We start from the raw sequence: 26,423 nt of genomic DNA on the forward strand, positions 1-26,423 counted from the left end.
CTACTGATACGAAAAGGTGATGCTTGCCAGGGCGTTGGCCGAGCCGGGGACCAGTTCACCGGTTCGGATGTACTGCGCCTGGAACGGCAGGGACAGCGTTTGTGCCGAGCTGGTGGTCTGGATGAAAAACTGTCCCGTCGTACCTGCGGACGAGCTGTCCGGCCCCATCATAAGCGGCCCGGTACCGTTATAGAAAAACTGTACGCCAATGCCGGAGGCCGTGGAGTCCCCGGTCAGCGTCACGACCGACGAGGTATTTGACGGTGTGGTCTGATCGGTCATCACTGCGTTAACCGCCACGTTCTCATCGCAGGTCAGGCTGACGTTAAACTCCCCCGACGGCGAGGTGCTGCCTACGCTGGGCAGCGTGTGAATATCAATGGTGCCCAGGTCGACGTTGGCGCTTTTTGTGCCTACCGTGCAGCCGCTTGCCGTCACCGTGATGGTGGTGGGGTTGATGATCACCTGCGCGGTTTTCACTTCGTTGTTATAGGCCGTCAGGATCGCCGCGTTAATGGTCGGGGTCTGGTATACGCCGGATTTCAGCGGAACGCCGGTCTTGATAAACGTCACTTTTGCCGACCAGCCCAGTGCGGTGGCGTAACCGTTAGTCCCATCCGCCGGATAGCTCTGCGTAATGCCCGTCTGCATCGGGACATAGGTGGTGCCGTTATAATCTTTAAGCCCAAGAATGAAGCCGATGCCGGGCACGCCCGTTTCAAATACCATGTAATTTGCGCCATCAAGAATAACCGTGATGCCGGTGGCGGTTATACTGCTGCTCGGCTCCAGCGTCCCTTTGGTGCAGGTAAATACCAGGCCGCACCAGAACACTTCCGAGACGCTCGCAGTGGCGCTCCATTCAGAGCCGATCGTCTTTCCAGGCACGATGGAGTCTGCCGGGCCGGACCACGACATGGGCGTTGGCGAAAGGGTGATATCCGATGTCCAGGAGAGGGCAAGCGCCTGAGAGGACATGAAAAACAGGGCTAAAAACAGTAAACGCATTATTGATACTCCGTCGTCCAGGTCGCCACTGCCGAAACGTCTCCGGCATTGACCGGCGCACCCGTGGCGGCCAGTCGCGCATAGAAGGTCATTTTTACGCTGTCATCCCCCGCCGCGCCGTAAGCAGCGGTTTGGGTGTCCAGCGGGATAAGTACGCTGTCTTTATCCAGAATCTGCACCGCCACGCCGGTCGCGCCGCCGTCTGCGACTTTCAGAAGCTGCGGGTTCTCGTCATCCGGCGTACCGCTGAAGCGGATTTTCACGCCAGCAAAGGTGGGGCCGCACGCTTCAAGGGTGAGCGTGAAGGGCGTTTTGATATTGCTGACCGCCCCCGCCTCGCTAAATTGCTTCACGCCGAGGGTGCCCAGCGGCACGTTTTGCTCCTTCGAATCTTCCGAGACAATGCAGGTATTGCCGATCACGTTGCCGGTCACGGAAACCAGCACGTCATAGCCGCGCGCGGGAACGGTGATGACCATCAGCAGGATCAGGGGGAGGAACCGGACGGTTACTGACATATGACCTCCTGGGAAAAAAGCCCGGTGCGGGCGTGATAATTCTGCGGGTTCAGCGCATAGCGGATCGTGCAGCGCTGGGCGCTGTCGCGTGCCCATACGGCATGCAATGTTCCCTGCGCTGACAGGCCGGTCAGATACACGCTGCCGCCGTCGCCGACGATACCGCTGGCTTTGTCATCCTCTGACGAGACCAGCGTACCGAAGGGGAGCACGTCTTTAGCGTGACGTACGATAAACATCGCTTTTGCCCCCTGACGCGTGGTGAGGGTGGCGAGAACCAGTGCCCCGTCGGTGGGGATTTTATTGGCGATGGCGTTCTCAAGTTCCACGTCATTGCCCACGGTGGTGACATCCAGCGCAACCTGATTAACGCGATACGGCGTGGCGTACGGGATCACCGCATAGCCCCGGCTGTCGGTTTTGATGCCCTTGTGGTTGAGCACGGCGACATGGCTGGCGCCCGAGGCTTTCACCAGGATATTGGTGTTCCCGAGCGGCTGGCTCAGCGTCAGACCATCCTCATGCAGCACCGCACCGCCGCTCATCCCGTAGCTGAGGTTGCGGGAGTCACCGGCGTAGCTGTAGCCCAGGTTATAGTCTCCCCACGCGCCCTCGTATTGCAGCGCGGCATCGCCGCCGTAGTGCTGCTGCGCGCTGTAGCGCTGGTTGACGCTATAGAAAAGATTCTCCTGCCCCGGCAGATAACCACTGACACCGGTACTGGCGGTGGTGCCGGCGGGATCCGCATGGGTAGCGGTAAAACGGAGACGGGTCGACAGCGCCGGGTTACCCAGCGGCACCGACAGGGACAACGCGAGGATATTGTCTTTCTTGTTGTCGTACAGGCCAGAGCTACGCTGGGCGCTGATGCCAAGCGACAGGTTACGAAACGTCGCGTTCCACGCGAACTGCAAACTTTGCGTGGTTTTTGACGTATTCCAGTAGGTTTGTTGATCCCAGGACAGCGACAGCGCGCCGTATTCGCCCATCGGCTGCGACAACAGCAGCTGATTTTTTGCCTTACGCGACATATGCAGGTTGTAAACCGTGTCGTAGTGAGTGGTGACGGTGCCATCCTCTTCCACGGTCTGTTTTGGCGCTCCGCCCGCCATGCCTTTGTAAGTGGTATCGCTGAGGGTATAAAACCCTGCCGTTGAGTAACGCAGCGAGAAGAAATTGACCCGCGTACCGATATTGTTCAGCAGCTTGCTGTACCGCAGGCGCACCGAATCACCGGTGTAGTGCTGATTATCAGCCAGCTGGCTGCGGGCATGGGTGAGGTCGAGGGAGTAGGCGCCAAAGCGGCCGAGATTCTGCCCGATACCGAAGGCCAGGCCGTTGTAGCGATCGGAAAACTGCGCCCCGCCATAAAACGTGAGGCCGTATCGCCAGCCCAGGAACAGCTCGCCCTGCGCGAAGGAGGGCGAGATCTGATCGCCCGCAGGGCGGTATTTCCCTGCCCCCAGAGCATATTTGACCTGACCGTTACGCACCAGATTCGGCACGCTGGCAAAGGGCAGGGTGTATTGCGTCTGGCTGCCGTCGCTCTCCTGAATGGTGACCGCGAGATCGCCGCCGGAAGAGGTCGGATAGAGATCTTTCAGCACAAACGCCCCCGGCGGAACGGAGGTTTGATAGATGACGTTACCGTTCTGGCGAACCGTCACCGTGGCATTGCCGCGCGCGATGCCGCGCACTTCGGGCGCGTAACCGCTCAGGCTGGCGGGCAACATATTGTCATCGGTCTTCAGGGCAATCCCACGCAGGCCAATGGCGTCAAACACCTGCGAGGAGGTGAACGTTTCACCGGCGTAAACCTGGGCACGCAGGGCGCGGATATCCCGCTGTAGCCAGGTCTGGACGTGGGTGAGCTCGTTACTCTCTTTGGTCCACGTGGTGAAATCACGCAGCCGCCATGCGCCCAGGTTGGCGCCGCTGTTCAGGCTCACAAACAGCTGTTGTTCCCGCGTGCGCGTCTCGCCCCGGTAGTCATTATTCGCGCCATTGACCACATAGTTCAGCCACGCGGCAGGGATGCCGGACTCCCAGCTCTCCGGGCTGACGTACCCGCGCGGCAGAGCGCGCATCGCGCTTTGCGGCACGGTGAAGTTGAGGGTAAGCGTCCTCTGGTCAAAATCAAACCGGGTATCGGCGAATGACCGGGTTAAAAAAATGCAGCGTTGCGCAGGCGGCAGCTCACCCCCTTTAGCCTGACGGCTGTCGATGCCAAGTGCGGCGAATTGCGCAGGCGTAAGGCACGGCAGGGCTTCACCGACGGTGTTTTCAGCGACGCGAAACGTGACGTTACCTGTGAACGCGAACTGGGTGTTGATATACACGTTAAGATTGTACTCGCCCGGCGGCAACGCGCTCCCGGCGTTGACCCAGGCGAGATCGGCGCTGTTGGCGCGCTCGCCGTTGAGAAACGCAGGATTAAATTGCAGCTCGCTTTCGGCAGCCACGGCTTGCCGAATCACCAGGGCGATCGCCGTGGCGCACAGGATTTTAATTTTCATGTGGTCACGCCTTACTGTTTTTATTATTGGGACAATGACGTGCGGGTAACGGGCGTCCAGGCGCCATAATCGTTAATCGTCTGGTAGCTTAAGCTGCTCGCATGGCTGAAGGTGTCTGCCAGCGTCACGCTGGATTTCGGCGGCACCATGACGGGCGACACCGGCCTGCCATCAATTTTCACGTTAATGGTGGTGAGGTAATACGGCGTTGGGTTGGTCAGCGTGACCTTGCCCGCGCGGTAGGCGCCGGCAAGGTTTTTCCATGCCTCCCCTGCACCTTCCCTGAGCCGCTCCGGGCGATAAAAGACCTTGATGCGGTTGGCAGAGGCGAATTGCAGCGAATTGCCGGAACCGTTTTTAACCTGCTGTGGGATAGCTTTGACCGTCATCCAGTACAGCGTCTCGCGATCGGCTGGCAGGGCGTCGCCGCTGAACATGATTTTCACCGCGCTTTCGCTGGCGGGCTTCATGACGTACAGCGGCGGCGTGATGACGAAGTCGTTGGTACGGCTCCCTTTCTCGTCTTCCATCCAGGACTGGATCAGAAACGTGGCATCAGGGTGGGTATTTCTTACCTGCATCATCGTCTGCGTAGCCGCGCCGGTGTAGATCAGCCGCGTTGCGCCTAACCCCACGCCGCCTGCGTACACGGCGGATGAACATAACGTGCCAGCCAGACAAATCCATGTGTTTACGCGCATAGTGCGTCTCCTGAAAGCTGAGTCAGACCCGGCCAGCAGACCGGGTCTGAAGATTACGAATAGGTCACGGTGTAGGTGGCGACCGCGCTGGCATCACCCGCCGTGGCGTTACCCAGTGGGGAGTAATATTTCGCGCTGAAGTTCAGGGTGTTCGCCCCCGCACGCAGGGGGATCGCTGCTGCCGGCTCACCCAGCCTGACGACGTTGCCCTGTTCGTCATAAAGACGGATAGCGACATGCTGCGCCGAGCCCGCGCCGCCGTTTACTCCCGCGGCCAGGCTATTCACATCGGTACTGTCCGGTGTACCGGTGAAGGTGATAGCCACGGTCGTTGCGGCAATAGGGTTATCTTCCGTGGACGCCGAGGTATCGGCGATTTCGCAATCTTCCAGGGTGATGGAGAAGGCTTTTGCGGTACTGGCTTCACTGCCTGCGGCAGCCAGCGTGGCGGTACGCACTTCACCCATGTCGACGTCGATATTGGCGCTACCGGCGCTGATGGCACAGGCGGAGGTCACCACTTTACCGCTGAAGTTAACCGTGCCGCCGCTGGTGGTGGCGGCCAGTGCTGCGCCCGCTGGCAGCAGGGCGGCAATGCTTAATGCCAGCAGAGAATGGCAAGTAAGGCGTGCTTTCATTTCATAGTTCCTTGATTTTTTTATTACGAGATTTGCTCTGAAAGCGGCAGGTCTAACTGGTTAAAAAGACCAGCAAATCTGTCTTATTCCTGAGCCCGAGTTTCCTTATCGCTGAGCTTTTTAAGGCGCTCACGCGGCGATAAGAAAGTTTCTCCAGTTCTGCGATGTAACGTATATCCAGTCCGTTCCTGAGTTCCTTTAATACCCTCCTTTCTCCAGGCGTCAGCGATAACGCCGCTGGCTGCTTTTGGGGCCGATAATGGCTATCGACCATTTTTGCTAGCTTTATCCGCCACTGATAAACCGTGTTCTGTAGCGAGATATAGGCATCAATATCTTCCCGGACCCATAACAGGGAATGGGCAGAGGTTGAGTACAGGCAGATAATCACTTCAGGCTGCGTGACTTTGATTTTTTTTAAATATTTCAGTGAGTCATACCCTGTATGGTATTTCTCTGCGCCGGATATAAATAAGATATCGATACGAATCGACGACAGCGCCTTATCCAGTTCCTGATAACCTCCTTCGATGATAATGATGTGAAGGTCGTCGCGGATGCTGCTTAATAACGTTTTAATGCCGTTTCTTGCATAATGATCGCCGCCCATCAGTGCAACAGTTATATGCTGTGTTATTTGGCTATTGTTCGTCATGTTATTCCTCGATTTATAATAGTAATCAGGCGAATTATTTATAAGGTTATCGCCAGTATTCTCGAAGCAATGACGTATTGCATACTGTAGGCCTACTATACGTCGGCCAATAAAGAGGTAATCTGAATTAATCTAAAATTGTATTAATTACTAAGATCGAGACCGGTTACGACGCTTCCCTCTGATTGGTCTTATTCCGCTTCGCTTTCTGTAAATTATGATAGCCGCTATTTTTAATGAAAATTTAGCTTTGATAAATGTTTTGTAAGGAGTTTGTCGTCTGGTGTCAGTGCGGGTGTGAAGTTGCTGACGGGGAATAACAATTTACGAATGTTATCATCGATAAAAACTGATAGAAAGGTGGCTTAAAAGCATACAAAAACCATGTAAGTTATTGATATTGGTCAGGTTGAGAAAACTTAAGGCTTAAGGATGCTGAATATTTCAGACACGCATGTCCGTGGCGTACAATGTTTTTTTATGTAGATATTTGTCAATGTCAAGAGGCGAGGAGCGCGCCAAAAGATGAGGCCCTGATAAATGAGATGCTGCCGGTAGTCAGATACTTCTGTGGAGCGGAAATTCACTTCACAAAACATCATAATGAGGATGATCGCGGATGAAGCGGCTCTGCAAGCCGCATTCTACAAGGGTTGAGTTCTTATGCAGGTTCAGTGAAGCTTAAGGGATGAAATATAAATTAAGATTTTTCGCCAATGGCGAAGATATACAGCATGACGTTAATCAGTCACATTAATCCCGACGTGAATGTCATCCCATACATGCGGTGACCCAGGTTCAACATCTGTTAACCGGAGAATTCATACTGCCCCTATGCATAAGCATTACATTATAAATAATATCGTCGAATTTCATCCTGCGGCCAGCACGTTACGTGATATCAACAATCCTGACCGTGTAGTTGTGTTAAATTCGCCAGCAGGCCGATGCCTGCTGTTATTAATCGACAGAGCGGGGTCGATTGTCACTCAGCAAGAGTTCCTTGATATTGTCTGGCAAAGCCGCGGCATGCTTGTCTCCTCTAATACCTATTACCAGAACATCTCCATCCTGCGCAAAGGGCTCAAAAAGATTGGTTTTGAAACTGACCCTATCGTTACCATTCCCCGGATTGGGCTGACGCTGGCAAGCGACACGCAAATAACTGTCAGGGAGTCTTCACCCGTCGCGCCTCAACCCGCAGAGGGACAATGTGTGGAGGCGCCAGCGATCGAGGAGGTCTCTGCACCCTCCGAGCCAGCAACGCCCGTTGCCAGGAAGCCCACGCGCTGGCTGGCTGTCGTCATGGGGCTGCTGATCATCCTGGCCGGGGCAGGCGTGACGGGATATATGAACGCCACAGAAAACCGTTTTGTTGAGGATTACCGTTTTGCGGCATCCGTCGGAGCCTGTCGCGTTTATCTTGCGAACGACATTCAGACCCACGCTGAACGCGCTTCCGCGCTGACCTATGTGGAACAATTCAAGGCTGAATGCGCGCAATATCCCTGGGTTTACATCAGCTGGTACGCTCTGCTTCCTCGTGCGTCGGTTATTCGCTGCGACCGGCCAATGAAAGAACCGAACCGCTGTATATCTGATTATTTCCTGAAGGATAGCTAGCATGACTCGTTTTCGGCAGATGCTGTATATCATCGTGACGGGCCTCGTCACGGCAGGCGTGCTGACGGGCTATTACCTGTGGCACCGAACTTACGTTCAGCCTTTTTCATGCCAGGCTAATCTGGTACAGCACCATCCGGATGAGACGCTGACGGTCTGGCTGAATTACACCTTCGACGGGAAATTCGGCACCCTGAGCATGAATGGCCGGGCAAAGAGCGATCCGGGTAAAACCATTGACAGGAAAATTTCCTTTCGGGTGGAGAGACAAGATCATCTCTATTTGCTGACGTCAGAAAAAAATATGACGTTCCCGGACGATAATGTCGAAGACAGCTGGCTGGAAAAATATGAACCGCAATTCTTTGTCTATCCGGGCAAGAGTATTTATATGCGGATCAATGAACAACATAATGGTAACTATATCTTTACCTTAGGAACATTACCGACATATGTGTGTCGTGGTTCAAAAAAAGAATGATATAAACGAGAAAAACATTATATTTTCCTCCCGTCTCATTTATGCTTGATTTAAAATATCAGGATTACCTTAGAAATAAAAAGTGCGACAGATCATGTTGCGATAATGTAATTAATTTTAAATTTGGCAAGTAAATGAAAAGTGTATTTGACTCCTCCGATGGGGGGAAATCAGTACCGGAAAAGTGTCTGCATATTGGGTTGATATTATGGCCCCGTTATTCACTCCTGGCCGTCTCCGGGTTGCTGGAGGCGCTGCGTTATGCAGCGAAAGCTCAGGATAAATTAGCATTTAAAATCAGCCTGATAAGTGAATTTCCTGATATCCCGATTATCAGCAATGCGGGGATTATCATGAGACCAGATTCTCCCCATGCGCCGCCGGACAGTTTTAACTATCTTGCTGTTATCGGCGGTGAATTGCAGTATCTGGACTTAGGGTATCAGGGGGATAAAGCGTATCTGGCACATGCCCACCATGCCGGGGTTCCGCTCATTGGCATTGGCACCGGCAGTTTTGTCCTCGCACAGGAAGGATTGCTGAATGAACGACGAGCGTCCATCCATCCTTTCCACCTTGATGCATTTCGGCAGGCTTTCCCGCTGGTTTATGCTGAGCAAGGGTATGATTTCATCGACGATGGCGATGTGCTGACCTGCCCGGGCGGTATTTCCACCCTGACGCTGGCAACTGAGCTTATCCGCGCCCATGCCGGGGATGATATCGCCAGCACCACCTGTCAGCGTTTGTCGCTCGTTCCGCATGAAATTGCCACCCCGCGTCCGGCGAATTTTGCGCTTATCCCTGACTCGCGGTTGCGCCGCGCCGTCATGCTGATAGAACAGTTCCTGACCCGGCCGCTCACCACCGCCGGGCTTGCGCGAGAAGTGGCATTGAGTGAACGCCAGCTCAACCGTCTGTTCCACGCAGAATTCGGCAAAACGGCCCGCGAATTTATCCGCAGTGCCAGACTGCGCTATGCTTGCTGGCTGCTGAAGAACTCACAGCAAAGCGTGACGGATATTGCGCAGCGGATGGGGTTCAGCGACTGCGCGCACTTTATTCGTCATTTTCAGACGGAGTATGGTTGTACGCCTGGCGTGTGGCGCACGTCGCAGAGCTGAATATCATTACATGCTGCCCTGAAACTTTACTCAACCGGAATATCATCATGAAAATAGAAGCCGCACACCCCTCACAATTTGAACGCCTCGTCGCAGTCTGGGAGTCGTCCGTTCGCGCCACGCACCGCTTTTTGCAGGAAAGCGATATCGCGGCGCTGCGTCCGTTATTGCTCAACGCATATTTGCCTAATCTCAGGGTTGTGATTGCCCGGGATGACGTGGGTATTATTCACGGCTTTTTGGGCGTGGATAAAAATCGCATTGAAATGCTGTTTGTGGATGATGCGAGCCGGGGGAAGGGTATCGGGAAAATGCTGCTGCAATATGCCATTGCAGAATTCGGCGTAAATGAAGTGGACGTGAATGAGCAGAATCCGCAGGGGGTGGCGTTTTATCGTCATATGGGGTTCGAGCAGGTCGGGCGTTCGGAACTGGATGGGCAGGGGAATCCGTTTCCGCTGTTGCATATGAAGCTGAGCAGAAATACCGGGATTAGCGCTTAGCCCGCTTATCCCATTTTATTAAGCCGACAATATCTTTCTCACCTTCGGCCTCTTTCAGCAGGCGCTGCTTTTTTTCATATTCGATGTATTCTGAGCACGCCTTTTCATCAGCCGCTTTCTTGCTGATTTTTCCTGCGCCTTCTAAAACGTCCCGGTCGTTGAATTGCAGGAACTGATCGAGCTTGGTTTGCCAGTCTCGTAAAAATACCTGCTTGCGGCGTTTGGCCTGATCTTCGGCAAAATCGAGCCACATATTAACGACGCGATTAAGCTCGCTCACCTCATCCTGAGACAGATAATTTTTTGCGGTGGTGACATCGCTTTTACGGACTTCTTCGCCTTTATAGCTGGTCAGCCCCATATGCGGTTGAGTGGCGTCCGCACGTTGGTGAATCAACTCAGCAGCGGTGTGCCTAGTGCAGGCAAAATGCAGTTTATTCTGGATGGTCTGAAAGAATTGCGTGGTTTCTTTGAGCGACGGCTGATAGTCAGCGGCTAATGCGAAAATCTCCCTCACGCGAAGATAGACCCGGCGTTCGCTGGCCCGTATATCGCGAATGCGTTCCAGCATTTCATCGAAATAGTCAGGGACGGCGGAAGATCCCACAGGCGGATTTTTCAGGCGCTCGTCGTCCATAACGAAGCCTTTAACCAGGTATTCCTGGAGCGTTTGGGTGGCCCACTGGCGGAACTGCGTACCTCGCGTGGATCGGACGCGATAGCCGATGGCGAGAATGACGGGCAGGCTATAGTGAAGTGTGTTGCGATTGACCTTGCGCTGACCTTCTTGCTGAACTTGTAAGTAAGCCTTACAAGTTGCTTTTTGTTCAAGCTCACCTTCTTCATAAATGGCTTTAATATGCTGAGTAATAGCTTGAGGGGTGACCTGGTAAAGAGACGCAATGGCTGCTTGCGACAGCCAGAGTGTTTCATGTTCAAAGCGACATGTGATGCGAACCGTTCCATCATCACTGGCAAACATAACAAATTCGCCTGCCGGGGATTGGATTACGTCTTTATCTGCCATGTCGCCTCCACATCTAATGCACCAGGCAGGTAGTATGCCAGAAACAGCCGCTAAGCCAGGTGGTTTGTATTTGATTTTGCGAGGCGCTTTCCAGCATGTGGAATTTGGATCGCTGCAAGCGCGTCCTCTATCTCAATAAGCTTTGCTTTCGTCCGTTTATAATCGTCCTGCAAACGCTGCTCCTGCTCGTTATACGCCACCAGAACGATGCATCCTTTCATGACCTTTACCGTGACCTGCTGCCCGGTATCAAACCCCGCCGCGTGCAGCCACTTGCCGGAAAGGATGATTTTTGGCGTAGATTTGTCGTAAACATTCGGGCGGTATCCCACAATTAACGAACGCTCGGTTCCGGATTGGTCGGTGTCTGGGGTAGAATGCGAATCAGCCATAATCAACTCCTTGATAGTTGGTGAGGTTAGACGCTCCGGTTGTGTTCCCGCACTTCGGAGCGTTGCTAATACAGGAGGATTAGGTGGCCTCCTATGTGTGTCAGAGTAGGTGGATAGGTGGCCTCATGTCAATCATATCGCGCGAAAAAAAACCAAAAGGCGGCGGGCAGTCCCCGCAGTTTAAGATGCGAATTGATCCGGCATTGAAGGAACAGTTGGATGCAGTGGCGGCTGAGGAAGGGGTGAGTCTCGCCAGCTGGTTGAAGGAACTGGCGAGGGAGGCTTTGCGATTAAGGAAAATTGAACCTAAGGGTTAAAATTATGAATAAAGGATTCAGCCATGCCTAAAGAAATGGATCGATATGGTACCGTTAAAGTAATATCTGGAAAATTTAAAGGGCGTATTGGTTATTACGATGATGATGATTCTATTTTCCCAGAAAACTATGAATGGAATGAAGAAGATGACGATGATGAAACAATAGAGGGTATAATCCATGTCGCTATCGTATATTTTGGCCATTTTTCTCTAGCGACTGAGCATCATGGAATCTCTTATGATGATTTAGAATATGCATCAATGTACGATTTAGTAAATCGTAAAGCTGAACTTACTAAACTGTGCTCTCCATACAATAAAATATCATATAAGAAATTGTGTGGTTATTTTTCAGAATTACATTACATTGAAACTACACTTCTGAACCAAATTGTGGAGCAGCGCTATATGAATAAACCTAACGGGGCAAAAATTTTCATTTCTCATTCATCATTGGATAAACCGTTTGCAAAGATGTTATGTATGGACCTTGAAGCAAATGGTTATGCTCCTTGGTTGGATGAATGGGACATAAAAGTAGGGGAAAGTATTCCCGAACGAATTTCAGACGGATTAGAAGAAGCTGATTTTGTAATTGTTATTCTTTCTGGAAATGCGGTTTCATCAAAATGGGTAGAAAGAGAATGGCAAACAAAATATTGGAATGAAATTCAACATAATCGTATTCACGTGCTTCCTTTACTTTTGAAAGATTGCAAAATACCTGAGTTGTTAAAAACAAAAAAATACGCAGATTTTAGAAATGATTTTAATAGTGGATTAAGGGACTTATTGGAAGCACTAGAAACTTTGTATAAAAAGAAATGAATTTTTGGCGGAAGATCACAGGAGTCGAACCTGCCCGGGAACGCTGGCGCCCCCAACTGGATTTGAAGTCCAGCCACCTCACCGGAGATGACGATCTTCCGCGCCTGCATTGCTACATGGAGGCGGGGCGCATTATAGCTACTTTCAGGCATTTACCACATACCCCACACCACTTTTTTCACCTCTCTTTTGACCTGAATCCCCCTGTTTCAGCTAATTCTTAAGAAAATCCTCAGGTTAGCATTTCGTGCTCATCAACTTTTATCCCGATCACAAAAAACAAGAAACGTAATCTCTTAACCAGAAAACGCAATACCCGCTCCTGAAACAATGGTTTAAAAAACGGTAACCGGTCTCAGCGCCCCCTACAGCGTGAAGGATAAAAATATGAGCGAAGTCCTGTCAGTAAAAGAGAAGATTGGCTACGGCATGGGAGACGCCGCCAGCCATATCATTTTTGATAACGTCATGCTTTATATGATGTTTTTCTACACCGATATTTTTGGTATTCCCGCCGGGTTTGTCGGCACCATGTTCCTGCTGGCCCGCGCGCTGGATGCGATCTCCGACCCGTGCATGGGCCTGATTGCCGACCGCACCCGCAGCCGCTGGGGCAAGTTCCGTCCGTGGATTTTGTTCGGCGCCATTCCGTTCGGCATCGTCTGCGTGCTGGCCTACACCACGCCGGACCTCAGCCTTAACGGAAAAATGGTTTACGCCGCCATCACATACACGCTGCTGACCCTGCTCTATACCGTGGTCAATATCCCGTACTGCGCGCTGGGCGGCGTGATCACCAACGACCCGACGCAGCGTATCTCCCTCCAGTCCTGGCGCTTTGTGCTGGCGACGGCGGGCGGCATGCTCTCCACGGTGCTGATGATGCCGCTGGTGAACCTGATTGGCGGCGACGATAAGGCATTCGGCTTCCAGGGCGGGATCGCCGTGCTGTCGGTGGTCGCGTTCCTGATGCTGGCGTTCTGCTTCTTCACCACCAAAGAGCGCATCCAGGTGCCGCCGAGCACCACCTCCATGCGGGAAGACCTGCGCGACATCTGGCAAAACGACCAGTGGCGCATCGTCGGCGTGCTGACCATCCTCAACATCCTCGCCGTCTGCGTGCGCGGCGGCGCGATGATGTACTACTGCACCTGGATCATGGGCTCGCCGGAGGTGTTCGTCGCGTTCCTGACGACCTACTGCGTCGGTAACCTGATTGGCTCCGCGCTGGCAAAACCGCTCACCGACTGGAAGTGCAAGGTCAGCATTTTCTGGTGGACCAACGCCGCGCTGGCGGTGGTCAGCGTGGCGATGTTCTTCGTGCCGATGCATGCCACCGTGCTGATGTTCGGCTTCATCTTCGTTATCGGCGTGCTGCACCAGCTGGTGACGCCGATTCAGTGGGTTATGATGTCCGATACCGTCGACTACGGCGAATGGACCAACGGCAAACGACTGACCGGCATCAGCTTTGCGGGCACGCTGTTCGTGCTGAAGCTCGGCCTGGCGCTGGGCGGGGCGATGATCGGCTGGATGCTGGCAGGCGGCGGCTACGACGCGGCAGCCAAAACCCAGAACAGCGCGACCATCAGCATCATCATCGGCCTGTTTACCCTGGCACCGGCGATCTGTTACGTGCTGAGCGCCATCATCGCCAAACGCTACTACACGCTGAAAACCCCCTTCCTGACCAAAATCCTGGGCGAGCTGGCGCAGGGCGCGCGCCGTAATCAGCAGGAATTTGAAAACCTGCCGGTCAGCAAAGAATTGCAGAACTAAGAGGACGTAAGCATGAAAATCAGTGATGGAAACTGGCTTATTCAACCGGGTCTGAACGTGACCTATCCGGTGCAGGTGTTCGACGTGGAGCAGCAGGGCAGTGACCTGGTGGTGTATGTGGCGCCGCGTGACGTGCGCGAACGCACCTGGCAGCTCGACACGTTGATGTTCACGGTGCGCCTGTTTGCCCCGCAGGAAGGAATTGTCGGGGTGCGCATCGAACACTTCCAGGGTGCGCTGAATAACGGCCCGCACTATCCGCTGAACGTTCTGAAAGACGTGAAGGTAGAGATTGAAAACAACGCCGAATTTGCCGAGCTGAAAAGCGGCAGCGTTAGCGTGCGCGTTACCAAAGGCGAGTTCTGGGCGCTGGATTTCCTGCGCAACGGCCAGCGCATTACCGGCAGCCAGCTGAAAAACAACGGCTACGTGCAGGACAGCAATACCGATCGCAACTATGTGTTTGAACGTCTGGATCTGGGCGTGGGGGAAACGGTCTACGGCCTGGGCGAGCGCTTTACCGCCCTGGTACGCAACGGCCAGACGGTCGAAACCTGGAACCGCGACGGCGGCACCAGCACCGAGCAGTCCTACAAAAACATCCCGTTCTACCTGACCAACCGCGGCTACGGCGTGCTGGTGAATCACCCCGAGAACGTCTCGTTTGAGGTCGGCTCCGAAAAAGTCTCCAAAGTGCAGTTCAGCGTGGAAGGGGAGTATCTGGAGTACTTCGTGATCGACGGCCCGACGCCGAAAGAAGTGCTGAACCGCTATACGCAGTTCACCGGGCGTCCGGCGCTGCCGCCTGCCTGGTCGTTCGGCCTGTGGCTGACCACCTCCTTCACCACCAACTACGACGAAGCGACGGTTAACAGCTTTATCGACGGCATGGCCGAGCGCGACCTGCCGCTGCACGTGTTCCACTTCGACTGCTTCTGGATGAAGGCCTTCCAGTGGTGCGACTTCGAGTGGGACCCGGTGACCTTCCCCGATCCGGAAGGCATGATCCGCCGCCTGAAAGAGAAAGGGCTGAAGGTCTGCGTGTGGATCAACCCGTACATCGGCCAGAAATCGCCGATCTTCCGGGAGTTGAAAGAGAAGGGCTACCTGCTCAAGCGCCCGGACGGCTCCCTGTGGCAGTGGGACAAATGGCAGCCGGGGCTGGCGATCTACGACTTCACCAACCCGGACGCGTGCAGGTGGTATGCGGACAAACTGAAAGGCCTGGTGGAGATCGGCGTCGACTGCTTCAAGACCGACTTCGGCGAGCGTATCCCGACGGAGGTCCAGTGGTTTGACGGTTCCGATCCGCAGAAGATGCATAACCATTACGCCTACATCTACAACGAACTGGTGTGGAACGTGCTGAAAGAGACGGTGGGAGAAGAAGAGGCGGTGCTGTTTGCCCGCTCCGCGTCCGTGGGTGCGCAACAGTTCCCGGTACACTGGGGAGGCGACTGCTACGCCAACTACGAATCGATGGCCGAAAGCCTGCGCGGCGGGCTGTCGATTGGGCTGTCCGGCTTCGGGTTCTGGAGCCACGATATCGGCGGGTTCGAAAACACCGCTCCGGCGCACGTCTACAAACGCTGGTGCGCGTTCGGGCTGTTCTCCAGCCACAGCCGCCTGCACGGCAGCAAATCCTACCGCGTGCCGTGGGCGTACGATGACGAGTCCTGCGATGTGGTGCGCCACTTCACGCAGCTGAAATGCCAGCTGATGCCGTACCTGTATCGTCAGGCGGCGCTGGCGCACGAGTTCGGCACGCCGATGCTGCGGGCGATGATGCTGGAGTTCCCGGACGATCCGGCGTGCGATTACCTCGACCGCCAGTACATGTTGGGGGATTCAATGATGGTGGCGCCGGTGTTCTCCGAGGCGGGCGACGTGCAGTTCTACCTGCCGGAAGGGCGCTGGACGCACCTGTGGCACAACGATGAAATCGAGGGTAGCCGCTGGCATAAGCAGCAGCACGATTTCCAGAGCCTGCCGGTCTATGTGCGCGACAACACGCTGCTGGCGCTCGGCAATAATAACCAGAAGCCGGACTATGCGTGGCACGAGGGGACGGCCTTCCAGCTCTTTAACCTGAGCGATGGCGCAACGGCGGTGAGTGAAGTGCCTGCGGCGGACGGTTCTGTAGTGTTTGCGCTGAAGGCGTCACGTCAGGGCGACGTCGTGACCTTTACCGGCGCGGGAGATGCGCAAAACTGGTCGGTGTGCTTGCGCAACGTGCAGAAGGTCGGCGGCGTAAAAGGCGGTTCACATGCGGGCAGCGAATGGGGTGTGGTGGTGAAAGCCGAGGGGGATGAGGTGGTGGTTCACCTCTGAGCTGGAAAAATGCCCGGTGGCGCTTCGCTTACCGGGCCTACGGTAATTATGCGGTCTGATGCCCTCACCCACGGTAGAAGGAACCAAAACCTCGTAGGCCGGGTAAGGCGAAGCCGCCACCCGGCTTTTTACTGTGCCGGAGCCACCGTCGACACCATCCCGCCGGTCATCGTCTGTTGCACCTGCTGTTTATCCATATTCACCGCGCTCAGCTTCCCATTCACCGTCGGCTTCAGCGGCGCATTGGCCTGCACGCTTCCGCTGGCGGTGAGCTGAATATTGCCGTCGCCCGCAATCGGCAGCGCTGGCCAGCCCCACTGCTGCATAACGTTGAGTGGTACACCGCGCCCGTTCAGGCTCACGGTGGTTTGTCGCTGTGGCAGCTGTGACACGGTGGCGGTCGCTTCCAGGATCCCTTTCTCGGTAAAGGCGCTCAGATCGGTAATATTTACCGTAGCGGCGTTGGCATTCAGCGCCAGCGACGGGCGACGCACGTCGACGCGGTTAAAGGTTGCTGCCGCCCCGTTGAGGGTTGCGTTACCGCCCCACACGCCCCACTTGTGATCCTGCGCCAGCCGCAGATTAGCGCCATAACCGTCGAGGGAGGTGATCTGCCACGGGAACGCCGGATCGATGTCGATCACCAGGTTGCGGCTCAGGCCGAATTTTTTCAGTGTTACGCTGTTCAGCCATACCGGGAGCGGGTCCATCCACAGCGTTTTCCAGTTTTCCGGAAGCGTATATTCCAGCCCGGCAATGGCAACGTCGTCCAGCACCAGCGCCTGACCCTCGCGCAGCCAGTTGCCGGAGGTGCGCACCATGCCTCCTTCCCAGCGGGAGGTGAACTGACGCAGCGCAATGCCCTGCGGGGAGAATTCCGCATTCAGGATAGGGTCAAACAGATGCAGCGAGCCGTAGATAAATTCGCTGGCGTTCATGGATAACCGTCCCTCCTGGCTTTGCCAGTCACCTTTACTCAGGGTGAGGTTACGCAGGCTGAGATCGAGGTCGGTTACCGCCCAGTCTGGCCCCTGTAGACGGGCATCGGTCACTTCCAGCCGCCCAATCTGTAACGAAGGCAGGGTGGAGAGAGGGGCGAAGAAATCCAGCAGCGATTTGTCGCTTTGCAGGCGGATCTCATTCAGACGCAGGGTGTTGATAACCCAGCCACCGTCGGCATTACGCAGAGCCGAGCCCGTCAGCGAGCCGCGCGCCATATCGGCACCGATGGTATTCAGCACCACCTCTTTGCCGTTGAGTTGTCCCTGAATCAGCACGTTGTTGGCCGGTATGCCGTTGAGCGTGAGCGACCCGGCGCTCATCTGGATTTGCGCATTTTTTCCCAGTACGTTCCCCGCCTCGGGCTGCCACGGGCTGACGCCGCCGGTCACCTTTTGCGCACTGAGATCCCACTCGGTATTCGGGCTGTTAAAGGCCATGTTATTCAGTTGCAGACGGTCGGCCTGGAACGGCAGCGGCGCCGTCTGCGGCGATAAATTCAGCGTGCCATCGAACAGGGTGATGGCATCCATATGCAGCGGGTCGGTGATCTGGCGGCTGCTTAAGCCAATATCCACTTTTTTAGCGACCAGCGTGGCCGGTTTGCCATCTCGTCCGAAGGTAACGTTTTCCAGAAGGATGTGAGAAGGGGATGAAAAGCGGTGATCCATCAGGTCAAAGTTGAGCTCGTAATCGGTATTCACCGTGATCCAGCTGCTGACCTGCGATGCGCCCCAGCGGGTCTGGAGCAGAAAATAAAAGGCGAGCACTACAATGAGCAGGGCTACCAGAAGATAGATAAGCAGCTTTCCAATAAATTTCATGGTCTTCCTTCCCGCGAAACGCACATAAGGGTGTTATGCACGATTTATGCGCAATGCTCAAGGCGGGAATGGTGTAAAGAGATGTCACGGCAGGCATTGACAGCCTGCCGTGTGGGGATCAGTTCTTTTCAGGCGGGAAAATGAGATTCAGCACAATAGCGGTAATACCGCCCGCGGCGATGCCGGAAGAGAGCAGGTTTTTCACCCAGTCCGGGGCAAACTGCAAAATCATCGGCTGCTGGGAGACGCCAAGCCCTACGGCGAGAGACAGCGCAATAATCATGATTGCGCGGCGGTTCAGCGGCTCGCGGGAGACGATACGCACGCCAGAGGCCGCGATAGTACCGAACATCACCAGCGTTGCTCCGCCCAGAACCGGCTCAGGGATGTGCTGCACAAAGCCGCTTACCGCCGGGAACAGGCCGAGGACCACCAGCATCAGCGCCACCACGAAGCCCACGTAGCGGCTGGCCACGCCGGTCAGCTGGATCACGCCGTTGTTCTGGCCGAAGCAGGAGTTCGGGAAGGTGTTGAACACCGCCGAGACAAACGAGTTCAGTCCATTCGCCAGCACGCCGCCTTTCAGACGTTTCATGTACAGTGGGCCGGAGACCGGCTGCTCGGACACGTCGGAGGTGGCGGTGATATCGCCAATGGTTTCCAGCGAAGTGATCATAAAGACCAGCATCAGCGGCAGGAGCAGACTCCAGTCAATGCCCAGGCCGTAGTAGAGCGGCGTTGGCACGGTAATCAACGCGCTGTTGGTTGGGGTGGTGTTTTCCGGCAGCATGCCCAGCGCCCACGCCAGCAGGTAACCGGCCGCCATGGCGATCACCAGCGATGCCACGCGCAGGTACGGGTTACGCTGGCGGTTAAGCAGATTAATGATCGCCAGCACGACGCCTGCCAGCAGCAGGTTTTTCGGCGCGCCGAAGGTATGGTCGCTCATTGCCGCGTAGCCGCCCCCGATGGAGGTCAGACCCACCTGGATCAGTGACAGGCCGATAATCATCACCACCACGCCGGAGACCAGCGGGGTGATCACCCGGCGCGCCAGGTGCAGAACGCGGGAAATGATCATCTCTGTGCAGCTTGCCAGCATCAGGGTGCCGAAAAGCGCCGCCATCATCGTCGGGACATCTGCGCCGCCGGTTTTCAGTGCCGTACCGCCCATGATCAGCGGCGCCACAAAGTTAAAGCTGGTGCCCTGAATCGACAGCAAACCCGAGCCCACCGGACCCCAGGCTTTAATTTGAATGATGGAGGCCACGCCGGAAGCGAACAGAGACATACTGATGATGTGTTGCGTATCCTGCGCCGGTAACCCCAGCGCCTGGCAAATCAGCAGAGCCGGCGTGATGACCGCAACGAACATCGCCAGCAGGTGCTGGCAGGCGGCAAACAGGGTTTGAGGCAGCGGGGGACGATCTTCAAGGCGGTAAATCAGTTCGCTGTTTTGCTTCTGCGCAATCGGTTGCGCATCAGCAGACTCCAGAGTGTTAACAGACATCGGCGGCAATCCCACGGTGGAAAAGCGGGCATTTTAGCTGACCACCTGGTAAAAGCAAACGATTGCCAGCAAAAAAAAGAGAGAAAATCTGCCGGTGTGAGCAGGTTTTCTACAACGAACAGGAAAAAAAAATTACACTTTTCGCGCCGGCGGCTCATGACGAGCATCACCCGGCCCAGGATAACGCCGCGTGTGTATGGAACACGCGCATAACAGGAGCCTTTTATGATTCATCTCGATACGTTGTCGACCCTTGTTGCCGCAACGCTGGTTCTTCTGCTTGGTCGCAAGCTGGTACACAGTGTTTCCTTTCTGAAAAAGTACACCATTCCTGAACCTGTCGCCGGTGGATTGCTGGTGGCGCTGGCCCTGCTGGTGCTGAAAAAAAGCATGGGCTGGGAAATCGATTTTGATATGTCCCTGAAAGATCCGTTGATGCTGGCCTTCTTTGCCACTATCGGCCTGAACGCTAACCTCGCAAGCCTGCGTTCGGGCGGCAAGGTGCTGGGCGTGTTTCTGATTGTTGTGGTGGGCCTGCTGCTGATGCAAAACGCCATCGGCATCGGTATGGCGTCGCTGCTGGGGCTGGATCCGCTGATGGGTCTGCTGGCGGGGTCGATTACCCTGTCAGGTGGCCACGGAACGGGCGCGGCGTGGAGCAAGCTGTTCATCGAACGCTATGGCTTTGAAAACGCAACGGAAGTGGCAATGGCCTGCGCGACCTTTGGCCTGGTGCTTGGCGGGCTGATTGGCGGCCCGGTAGCGCGCTATCTGGTGAAACACTCCACCACGCCGGAAGGCAGGCCAGACGATGAAATGGTGCCGACGGCATTTGAAAAACCGGACGTTGGCCGCAGCATCACCTCGCTGGTGATGATTGAAACCATCGCCATGATTGCCATCTGCCTTACCGTGGGCAAAATCGTTGCGCAATGGCTGGCGGGAACGGCTTTCGAACTGCCAACCTTTGTCTGCGTGCTGTTTATCGGGGTGATCCTGAGCAACGGTCTGGCGCAGATGGGCTTCTACCGCGTCTTTGAGCGCGCAGTGTCCGTGCTGGGGAACGTCAGCCTGTCGCTGTTCCTGGCGATGGCGCTGATGAGCCTCAAGCTGTGGGAACTGGCCTCGCTGGCGCTGCCGATGGTGGCGATCCTGGCGGTGCAGGCTGTGTTCATGGCGCTGTATGCCATCTTTGTTACCTGGCGCATGATGGGCAAAAACTATGATGCGGCGGTACTGGCTGCGGGCCACTGTGGGTTTGGTCTGGGAGCGACGCCAACGGCCATCGCGAATATGCAGGCGATCACCGAACGGTTCGGCCCGTCGCACATGGCGTTTCTGGTGGTGCCGATGGTGGGCGCATTCTTCATTGATATCGTCAACGCGCTGGTCATTAAGCTCTACCTGATGCTGCCGATGTTTGGCTGACCGTCAGGCGTTGGAATACCGCTCGGTTTCCGGCATCCAGCGTTCAATTAACGCTGCCGCCTGTTCGGGGTAGCGTTCATGAATATGACGCGCAAGGCGTTGTACTTCGGGGATCATGGCCTGATCGCGCAATAAATCCGCTACTTTAAACTCGGCGTTACCCGTCTGACGCGTGCCCAGCAGTTCGCCCGGGCCGCGGATCTCCAGATCTTTTTGCGCAATGACGAAGCCGTCATTGCTGTCGCGTAATACCTGCAAACGCATCTGCGCGGTTTTCGACAGAGGGGCTTTGTAGAGCAGCACGCAGTGAGAGGCGATCGCGCCACGGCCCACGCGGCCTCGTAGCTGGTGGAGCTGCGCCAGGCCCAGGCGCTCCGGGTTCTCAATAATCATCAGGCTGGAGTTCGGCACGTCCACGCCCACTTCGATGACCGTGGTCGCGACCAGCAAATGCAGCTCGCCCTGTTTGAACGACTGCATCACCGCCTGCTTCTCGGCAGGCTTCATGCGCCCGTGAACCAGACCTACGTTCAGCTCCGGCAGGGCGAGTTTTAACTCTTCCCACGTGGCTTCGGCAGCCTGAGCTTCCAGCAGCTCAGACTCTTCAATCAGGGTACAGACCCAGTAAGCCTGACGTCCTTCGTGGGTGCAGGCGTTGCGCACGCGGTCAATGATGTCGCTGCGGCGCGTGTCCGGAATGGCGACCGTTGTCACCGGCGTACGACCCGGGGGGAGTTCGTCGATGGTGGAGGTATCCAGATCGGCATAGGCCGTCATCGCCAGGGTGCGCGGAATCGGCGTGGCGGTCATGATCAGCTGATGCGGGTGGAAGCCCTGTTGCAGACCTTTCTCCCACAGCGCCAGACGCTGATGAACACCAAAGCGGTGCTGTTCGTCGATAATGACCAGCGCCAGGCCGTTAAACTGCACCTGTTCCTGGAAAATGGCGTGCGTGCCGACAATCATCTGCACCTGCCCGCTGGCAATGGCTTCCTGCTGCGCAAGGCGCGCTTTGCCCTTCTGCTTCCCGGCCAGCCAGCCCACTTCAATTCCCAGCGGGGCGAACCAGTTCCGGAAATTGTTGGCGTGCTGCTCGGCCAGCAGTTCCGTCGGTGCCATCAGCGCCACCTGCTTACCGTGGGCGATGGCGCGCAAAGCGGCCAGCGCGGCGACCAGCGTTTTACCGGAACCCACGTCGCCCTGCACCAGGCGCATCATTGGCACATCCAGCGCCATATCGCGTTCGATCTCGGCAGTCACCCGCGCCTGGGCGCCGGTGGGTTTAAACGGCAGTGAGGCCAGCAGCTTATCTTTGAGCTCATCACGCTGGCTTAATGGCTGCGCGTGGAAACGCTGCGCACCTGCGCGCAGGGCCAGCATGCTCAGGTTGTGAGCCAGTAATTCCTCAAGGATAAGACGCCGTTGGGCGGGGTGTTTACCGCTCTCTAAATCAACAAGCTGAAGCGTTGGCGGTGGACGATGCAGGGTGCGCAACGCCTCCGGCAGGCTCATCATGCCCTGCGCCAGCTCCGGCGGAAGCAGCTCGTTAATGGCGCAGGTATCGAGCAGCTCCAGCGCCTGATCGGTGAGCTTGCGCAGCGTAGCCTGCTTAATGCCTTCAGTGGTTGGATAGACCGGCGTGAGCGTCTCCTGTAGCTCAGGTGAGCTGAGATCACCCTGCACGCGGTATTCCGGGTGGATCATCTCCGCGCCGTATTTGCCCCGTTTGGCTTCACCGTACGCAAGTACGCGTCGTCCAGTGGCAAGGCTGTTTTTCATTGCCGCATTGAAGTTGAAAAAGCGCATGGTGAGAATGCCGGTGCCGTCGCTGATCTGGCAGGTCATCATCCTGCGTCCGCCAAAGGTGATGTTGCAGTTCAGCACTTCCCCTTCAACGGTGGCGTAAATAGCGGGCAGCAGATCGCCAATCTTATAAAGCTGAGTACGGTCTTCGTAGCGCAGGGGGAGGTGGAGCAGGAGATCCTGCACGGTGTGCAGGCCTATCTTCGCCAGTTTACTGCTTTGTGCCGCGCCCACGCCCGTCAGGCTGTTGAGCGGTATGGCGTCCAGCAGGCGGCCTTTCATGATTTACCCCGCGTACTGCATGGTGGACCACCACTCGGCATCGGCTTCAATTTCGCCCTGCGCGTTGACGTGGGGGTAAGGCAATTTCTTCTGCTTCGCAACGCGAGCCAGCACCGGATAGCCACCTTCAAACAGCAGGCGCTGCTGCTCCTCTTCCGGCAGCATGCTGTTGCTGCGCTCGTACATTCCGGCATTCTGACGCTGGCGCTGCGCTTCATACAGGATCAGCGCCGAGGCGACCGACACGTTGAGTGACTGGACCATGCCGATCATTGGAATGATGATGTCCCGATCGGCCAAATCCAGTGCTTCCTGCGTGATCCCCGTTTTCTCCTGGCCCATTAAAATACAGGTCGGACGAGTGTAGTCGATCTCACGGAAATCCACGGCTTTAGCAGAGAGGTTGGTTGCCAGAACCTGCATGCCACGCCCTTTCAGGTGCGAGACCGCTTCACCAATAGTCTGGTGAGTTTTCACGGATACCCAGCTGTTGCTGCCTGCGGCGGTGGAGGCCATGGTACGCATACGTGCGCCAGGCCAGACGGCGTGGACTTCATGCACGCCGACGGCATCTGCGGTGCGGACGATAGCAGAGACGTTATGAGGTTTATGGACCTGCTCCATGCAGACCGTCAGATCAGGCTGACGCCTGGCGAGCATTTCGCAGATTCGCTCGTAACGTTTTGAATTCATAATGCTAGTTTCGGTTACGGGTGACTTTAATGACATCCGGCATCACGCGGATCTTGCGCATAATATTGGCCAGATGCACGCGGTCACGGGCGGTCAGGCGAATAAAGGCGCTGTAAACGCGGCCATCTTTTTCTTCCGTATTCAGGCTTTGAATGTTGGATGAGGCCGTGTTGATCGCTGCCGTCAGGTTCGCCAGTGCACCCTGGTGGTTGAACATATCCACCTTGATTTCAGTGATAAATTCCTGGGCCGTCTCTTTATCCCACTCGACCGCCATGAACTTCTCAGGCTCTTTCTGATAGCCACGGATGTTACGGCAGGATTCATGGTGGATCACCAGCCCTTTACCCGGGCTGACGTGCGCAATAATCGGGTCGCCCGGGATAGGACGGCAGCATTTGGCGAAGGTGATGAGCACCCCGTCAGCGCCTTTGATCGGCAGGTGACCATGATTTTGCGTGGTGGCAGGAACGGCTGTCGTTTCGCCTTGTTGCAGATTCTTCGCCACGACCACGCTCATGGCGTTGCCGAGACCAATCTCTGCCAGCAGGTCATCCAGCGAGGCGAGCTTCATACGCTCCAGCTCATGCTGAATGTTTTCTGGCGGGATCTCTGCCAGCTTGCGGCTGCCACCCAGCGCGTGATTGAGCAGACGACGCCCCAGGCTAACGGAGTCGTCGCGCTTGAGGTTTTTCAGCAGCTGGCGGATTTTTGCGCGCGCTTTTGAGCTCACGACAAAGTTCAACCAGGCGGCGTTAGGACGTGCCCCCGGCGCGGTAATGATCTCCACCGTCTGTCCGCTGAAAAGCGGCTGCGACAGCGGATAAGGCTGCCTGTCGACGCGGGCACCTACGCAGGCATGGCCGATATCGGTATGCACGGCGTAAGCGAAGTCGACCGGTGTCGCGCCCGCAGGCAGTTCGACAATGCGCCCTTCCGGCGTGAAAACGTAAATTTCATCCGGGAAGAGATCGGATTTAACGCTCTCGATAAATTCAAACGAGCTACCTGCGCTCTGTTGCAGCTCCAGCAGGCTCTGCATCCAGCGCTGGGCGCGGATTTGCGCGGTGGTGCTGCTTTCGCCGCCGTGCTCTTTATAAGCCCAGTGCGCCGCGACACCCATCTCCGCCATCTGATCCATATCTTCGGTACGAATCTGCACCTCAACAGGGACACCGTGCGGGCCAATCATGGAGGTGTGCAAAGACTGGTATCCGTTCGCTTTTGGAATGGCGATGTAATCTTTGACGCGCCCCGGACGCGGCTTGTACAGGCTGTGCATCTGCCCCAGCACGCGATAACAGGTGTCTGAATCGTGGACGATGACGCGGAACGCGTAGATATCCATGATCGAGTGAAAACGCTGCTCTTTAAGCACCATTTTGCAGTAGATAGAGTACAAATGCTTTTCGCGACCGCTCACGCGGCACGGAATGCCCGCTTCCTGCAAACGCCCTTCGATTTCAGAGAGGATCTTTTGAATCATCTCTTTACGGTTACCGCGAGCGGCTTTCACCACCTCTTTAATCACGCGATAGCGGTTCGGGTACAACGCCTCAAAACCCAGCTCTTCCAGCTCGGTTTTAATGTGATGAATACCTAAACGGTGCGCCAGCGGACTGTAAATTTCGAGGGTTTCACGGGCGATGCGGCGACGTTTATCCGGGCGAAGTGAGCCCAGCGTGCGCATATTGTGGGTGCGGTCAGCCAGTTTGATGAGAATGACGCGGATATCCTGCACCATCGCCATGATCATCTTGCGGAAGTTTTCGGCCTGCGCCTCTTTCTTGTCGCGGAATTTCAGCTTATCAAGCTTAGAGACCCCTTCCACCAGCTCGGCAACGCTTTTGCCAAACAGCTGTTCCATGTCCTGGTAGGTGGCAGGGGTATCTTCAATCACGTCATGCAGCAGGGCGGCCATCAGCGTTTCGTAGTCGAGTTTCATCTCGGCCAGAATACAGGCCACCGCTACCGGGTGCGTGATATAGGGTTCACCGCTTGAACGTGTCTGGCCCTCGTGAGCGTCACGTGCAACGAGATACGCCTGCTGAAGACGCTTAATCTGGTCTTCAGGCAGGTAGGTTTGAATCAGTTGATTCAGGCTTTCAAACAGATACAAGGGCGACCCGCAGGTTTAATTAACGACGACCTTCAGCAATAGCGGTAACAGCTTGTAATTCAGCGGCTTCCTGCTCTTGCTGCTCCTGGCGCTCACGCACGTCGAGGATCTGGTTGTTGATCAGACCTTCTTCGATTTCGCGAAGTGCAATAACGGTGGTTTTATCGTTTTCTTCCGGTACCAGCGGATCTTTACCGCCTACCTGCATCTGACGAGCGCGACGCGCGGCGACCAGCACCAGGTCAAAACGGTTACCAATTTTCTCTACAGCGTCCTGAACAGTTACGCGTGCCATACTTAAAATGCTCCACAGGTGAAGAAA

Annotated in this window: 23 protein-coding genes and 1 tRNA gene; 9 read left to right on the top strand and 15 right to left on the bottom strand. The window is 55.7% G+C overall.

Features of this window, described 5'->3' with window-relative positions:
* From O1721_RS04145 to O1721_RS04170, 6 genes are read right to left on the bottom strand one after another with little or no spacing between them, the layout of a single operon-like run.
* Positions 1–1,008 carry a fimbrial protein gene (locus O1721_RS04145; protein WP_032646732.1) on the bottom strand — a complete coding sequence of 336 codons (1,008 nt, stop codon included), beginning with the start codon at positions 1,006–1,008 and terminating at the stop codon, positions 1–3.
* Positions 1,008–1,526 (bottom strand): fimbrial protein, encoded by a 519-nt coding sequence (locus O1721_RS04150; protein ID WP_022650129.1) that lies wholly within the window; start codon positions 1,524–1,526, stop codon positions 1,008–1,010. Before O1721_RS04150 ends, O1721_RS04145 begins: the two co-directional genes overlap by 1 nt.
* On the bottom strand, positions 1,517–4,042 hold the full coding sequence (locus O1721_RS04155) for a fimbria/pilus outer membrane usher protein (protein WP_032646733.1): 2,526 nt from the start codon (positions 4,040–4,042) through the stop codon (positions 1,517–1,519). Before O1721_RS04155 ends, O1721_RS04150 begins: the two co-directional genes overlap by 10 nt.
* A 23-nt stretch (positions 4,043–4,065) precedes the next feature.
* Positions 4,066–4,743, bottom strand: a complete 678-nt coding sequence (locus tag O1721_RS04160) for a fimbrial biogenesis chaperone (protein ID WP_032104018.1) — start codon at positions 4,741–4,743, stop codon at positions 4,066–4,068.
* A gap of 53 nt (positions 4,744–4,796) precedes the next feature.
* Positions 4,797–5,381: a fimbrial protein gene (locus tag O1721_RS04165; protein ID WP_032646736.1), complete on the bottom strand. Its 585-nt coding sequence runs from the start codon at positions 5,379–5,381 to the stop codon at positions 4,797–4,799.
* Positions 5,382–5,433: 52 nt separating this feature from the next.
* On the bottom strand, positions 5,434–6,036 hold the full coding sequence (locus tag O1721_RS04170) for a helix-turn-helix domain-containing protein (RefSeq protein WP_015570068.1): 603 nt from the start codon (positions 6,034–6,036) through the stop codon (positions 5,434–5,436).
* A gap of 834 nt (positions 6,037–6,870) precedes the next feature.
* Between O1721_RS04170 and O1721_RS04175 the strand changes: the two genes are divergently transcribed.
* From O1721_RS04175 to O1721_RS04190, 4 genes are all read left to right on the top strand, one after another.
* On the top strand, positions 6,871–7,659 hold the full coding sequence (locus O1721_RS04175) for a winged helix-turn-helix domain-containing protein (protein ID WP_032646739.1): 789 nt from the start codon (positions 6,871–6,873) through the stop codon (positions 7,657–7,659).
* A 1-nt stretch (position 7,660) separates the two neighbouring features.
* The gene (locus O1721_RS04180) at positions 7,661–8,140 is read left to right on the top strand and encodes a hypothetical protein (RefSeq protein ID WP_032646742.1); all 480 of its coding nucleotides are present in this window, start codon (positions 7,661–7,663) and stop codon (positions 8,138–8,140) included.
* Between the two features lie 353 nt (positions 8,141–8,493).
* Positions 8,494–9,264: a GlxA family transcriptional regulator gene (locus O1721_RS04185; protein WP_223230145.1), complete on the top strand. Its 771-nt coding sequence runs from the start codon at positions 8,494–8,496 to the stop codon at positions 9,262–9,264.
* Between the two features lie 47 nt (positions 9,265–9,311).
* Positions 9,312–9,767, top strand: coding sequence for a GNAT family N-acetyltransferase (locus O1721_RS04190; protein WP_015570066.1), 456 nt, complete (start codon positions 9,312–9,314; stop codon positions 9,765–9,767).
* Here O1721_RS04190 and O1721_RS04195 read toward each other — a convergent pair.
* Together O1721_RS04195 and O1721_RS04200 are read right to left on the bottom strand one after the other, a co-directional pair.
* Positions 9,757–10,794 carry a virulence RhuM family protein gene (locus tag O1721_RS04195; protein ID WP_032646744.1) on the bottom strand — a complete coding sequence of 346 codons (1,038 nt, stop codon included), beginning with the start codon at positions 10,792–10,794 and terminating at the stop codon, positions 9,757–9,759. The genes O1721_RS04190 and O1721_RS04195 overlap by 11 nt on opposite strands.
* Positions 10,795–10,844: 50 nt before the next feature.
* Positions 10,845–11,186, bottom strand: a complete 342-nt coding sequence (locus tag O1721_RS04200) for a SymE family type I addiction module toxin (protein ID WP_032646747.1) — start codon at positions 11,184–11,186, stop codon at positions 10,845–10,847.
* Between the two features lie 125 nt (positions 11,187–11,311).
* Here O1721_RS04200 and O1721_RS04205 point away from each other — a divergent pair, with 125 nt between their 5' ends.
* Complete coding sequence (locus O1721_RS04205; RefSeq protein WP_032649915.1) at positions 11,312–11,503, top strand: toxin-antitoxin system HicB family antitoxin; 192 nt, start codon at positions 11,312–11,314, stop codon at positions 11,501–11,503.
* 23 nt (positions 11,504–11,526) lie between these two features.
* On the top strand, positions 11,527–12,333 hold the full coding sequence (locus O1721_RS04210) for a toll/interleukin-1 receptor domain-containing protein (protein WP_032646750.1): 807 nt from the start codon (positions 11,527–11,529) through the stop codon (positions 12,331–12,333).
* A gap of 5 nt (positions 12,334–12,338) precedes the next feature.
* Here the strand turns inward: O1721_RS04210 and O1721_RS04215 are convergent.
* Positions 12,339–12,433, bottom strand: a tRNA-Sec gene (locus tag O1721_RS04215).
* A 287-nt stretch (positions 12,434–12,720) separates the two neighbouring features.
* Between O1721_RS04215 and O1721_RS04220 the strand changes: the two genes are divergently transcribed.
* Together O1721_RS04220 and yicI are read left to right on the top strand one after the other, a co-directional pair.
* Positions 12,721–14,112, top strand: coding sequence for a glycoside-pentoside-hexuronide family transporter (locus O1721_RS04220; RefSeq protein ID WP_032646751.1), 1,392 nt, complete (start codon positions 12,721–12,723; stop codon positions 14,110–14,112).
* 12 nt (positions 14,113–14,124) lie between these two features.
* Positions 14,125–16,443 carry an alpha-xylosidase gene (yicI, locus tag O1721_RS04225; protein ID WP_032646753.1) on the top strand — a complete coding sequence of 773 codons (2,319 nt, stop codon included), beginning with the start codon at positions 14,125–14,127 and terminating at the stop codon, positions 16,441–16,443.
* 128 nt (positions 16,444–16,571) lie between these two features.
* Here the strand turns inward: yicI and O1721_RS04230 are convergent, their stop codons facing one another.
* On the bottom strand, positions 16,572–18,266 hold the full coding sequence (locus O1721_RS04230) for an AsmA family protein (RefSeq protein ID WP_032646756.1): 1,695 nt from the start codon (positions 18,264–18,266) through the stop codon (positions 16,572–16,574).
* Positions 18,267–18,384: 118 nt separating this feature from the next.
* Positions 18,385–19,776, bottom strand: a complete 1,392-nt coding sequence (gene xanP / locus O1721_RS04235) for a xanthine/proton symporter XanP (protein ID WP_479953628.1) — start codon at positions 19,774–19,776, stop codon at positions 18,385–18,387.
* Positions 19,777–20,001: 225 nt separating this feature from the next.
* Here xanP and gltS point away from each other — a divergent pair, with 225 nt between their 5' ends.
* A complete protein-coding gene (gltS, locus tag O1721_RS04240; RefSeq protein WP_006812438.1) occupies positions 20,002–21,204 on the top strand; it encodes a sodium/glutamate symporter in 1,203 nt (400 codons plus the stop codon).
* A gap of 3 nt (positions 21,205–21,207) precedes the next feature.
* Here gltS and recG read toward each other — a convergent pair whose 3' ends face one another.
* From recG to rpoZ, 4 genes are read right to left on the bottom strand one after another with little or no spacing between them, the layout of a single operon-like run.
* Positions 21,208–23,289: an ATP-dependent DNA helicase RecG gene (gene recG / locus O1721_RS04245; protein WP_015570052.1), complete on the bottom strand. Its 2,082-nt coding sequence runs from the start codon at positions 23,287–23,289 to the stop codon at positions 21,208–21,210.
* A 3-nt stretch (positions 23,290–23,292) separates the two neighbouring features.
* Positions 23,293–23,982: a tRNA (guanosine(18)-2'-O)-methyltransferase TrmH gene (gene trmH / locus O1721_RS04250; RefSeq protein WP_003860922.1), complete on the bottom strand. Its 690-nt coding sequence runs from the start codon at positions 23,980–23,982 to the stop codon at positions 23,293–23,295.
* Between the two features lie 4 nt (positions 23,983–23,986).
* Positions 23,987–26,101, bottom strand: a complete 2,115-nt coding sequence (gene spoT, locus O1721_RS04255) for a bifunctional GTP diphosphokinase/guanosine-3',5'-bis pyrophosphate 3'-pyrophosphohydrolase (protein WP_003860921.1) — start codon at positions 26,099–26,101, stop codon at positions 23,987–23,989.
* A 19-nt stretch (positions 26,102–26,120) separates the two neighbouring features.
* Positions 26,121–26,396 carry a DNA-directed RNA polymerase subunit omega gene (gene rpoZ, locus O1721_RS04260; RefSeq protein ID WP_000135058.1) on the bottom strand — a complete coding sequence of 92 codons (276 nt, stop codon included), beginning with the start codon at positions 26,394–26,396 and terminating at the stop codon, positions 26,121–26,123.
* Positions 26,397–26,423 lie beyond the last annotated feature (27 nt).

Source organism: Enterobacter cloacae complex sp. HYC033_NIDB, assembly GCF_056673335.1.

What these genes read in the sequence shown, in the direction of transcription:
- O1721_RS04145 (WP_032646732.1), bottom strand. Translation starts at nt 1,008, where the DNA reads ATGCGTTTACTGTTTTTAGCCCTGTTTTTCATGTCCTCTCAGGCGCTT.
- O1721_RS04150 (WP_022650129.1), bottom strand. Translation starts at nt 1,526, where the DNA reads ATGTCAGTAACCGTCCGGTTCCTCCCCCTGATCCTGCTGATGGTCATC.
- O1721_RS04155 (WP_032646733.1), bottom strand. Translation starts at nt 4,042, where the DNA reads ATGAAAATTAAAATCCTGTGCGCCACGGCGATCGCCCTGGTGATTCGG.
- O1721_RS04160 (WP_032104018.1), bottom strand. Translation starts at nt 4,743, where the DNA reads ATGCGCGTAAACACATGGATTTGTCTGGCTGGCACGTTATGTTCATCC.
- O1721_RS04165 (WP_032646736.1), bottom strand. Translation starts at nt 5,381, where the DNA reads ATGAAAGCACGCCTTACTTGCCATTCTCTGCTGGCATTAAGCATTGCC.
- O1721_RS04170 (WP_015570068.1), bottom strand. Translation starts at nt 6,036, where the DNA reads ATGACGAACAATAGCCAAATAACACAGCATATAACTGTTGCACTGATG.
- O1721_RS04175 (WP_032646739.1), top strand. Translation starts at nt 6,871, where the DNA reads ATGCATAAGCATTACATTATAAATAATATCGTCGAATTTCATCCTGCG.
- O1721_RS04180 (WP_032646742.1), top strand. Translation starts at nt 7,661, where the DNA reads ATGACTCGTTTTCGGCAGATGCTGTATATCATCGTGACGGGCCTCGTC.
- O1721_RS04185 (WP_223230145.1), top strand. Translation starts at nt 8,494, where the DNA reads ATGAGACCAGATTCTCCCCATGCGCCGCCGGACAGTTTTAACTATCTT.
- O1721_RS04190 (WP_015570066.1), top strand. Translation starts at nt 9,312, where the DNA reads ATGAAAATAGAAGCCGCACACCCCTCACAATTTGAACGCCTCGTCGCA.
- O1721_RS04195 (WP_032646744.1), bottom strand. Translation starts at nt 10,794, where the DNA reads ATGGCAGATAAAGACGTAATCCAATCCCCGGCAGGCGAATTTGTTATG.
- O1721_RS04200 (WP_032646747.1), bottom strand. Translation starts at nt 11,186, where the DNA reads ATGGCTGATTCGCATTCTACCCCAGACACCGACCAATCCGGAACCGAG.
- O1721_RS04205 (WP_032649915.1), top strand. Translation starts at nt 11,312, where the DNA reads ATGTCAATCATATCGCGCGAAAAAAAACCAAAAGGCGGCGGGCAGTCC.
- O1721_RS04210 (WP_032646750.1), top strand. Translation starts at nt 11,527, where the DNA reads ATGCCTAAAGAAATGGATCGATATGGTACCGTTAAAGTAATATCTGGA.
- O1721_RS04220 (WP_032646751.1), top strand. Translation starts at nt 12,721, where the DNA reads ATGAGCGAAGTCCTGTCAGTAAAAGAGAAGATTGGCTACGGCATGGGA.
- yicI (WP_032646753.1), top strand. Translation starts at nt 14,125, where the DNA reads ATGAAAATCAGTGATGGAAACTGGCTTATTCAACCGGGTCTGAACGTG.
- O1721_RS04230 (WP_032646756.1), bottom strand. Translation starts at nt 18,266, where the DNA reads ATGAAATTTATTGGAAAGCTGCTTATCTATCTTCTGGTAGCCCTGCTC.
- xanP (WP_479953628.1), bottom strand. Translation starts at nt 19,776, where the DNA reads ATGTCTGTTAACACTCTGGAGTCTGCTGATGCGCAACCGATTGCGCAG.
- gltS (WP_006812438.1), top strand. Translation starts at nt 20,002, where the DNA reads ATGATTCATCTCGATACGTTGTCGACCCTTGTTGCCGCAACGCTGGTT.
- recG (WP_015570052.1), bottom strand. Translation starts at nt 23,289, where the DNA reads ATGAAAGGCCGCCTGCTGGACGCCATACCGCTCAACAGCCTGACGGGC.
- trmH (WP_003860922.1), bottom strand. Translation starts at nt 23,982, where the DNA reads ATGAATTCAAAACGTTACGAGCGAATCTGCGAAATGCTCGCCAGGCGT.
- rpoZ (WP_000135058.1), bottom strand. Translation starts at nt 26,396, where the DNA reads ATGGCACGCGTAACTGTTCAGGACGCTGTAGAGAAAATTGGTAACCGT.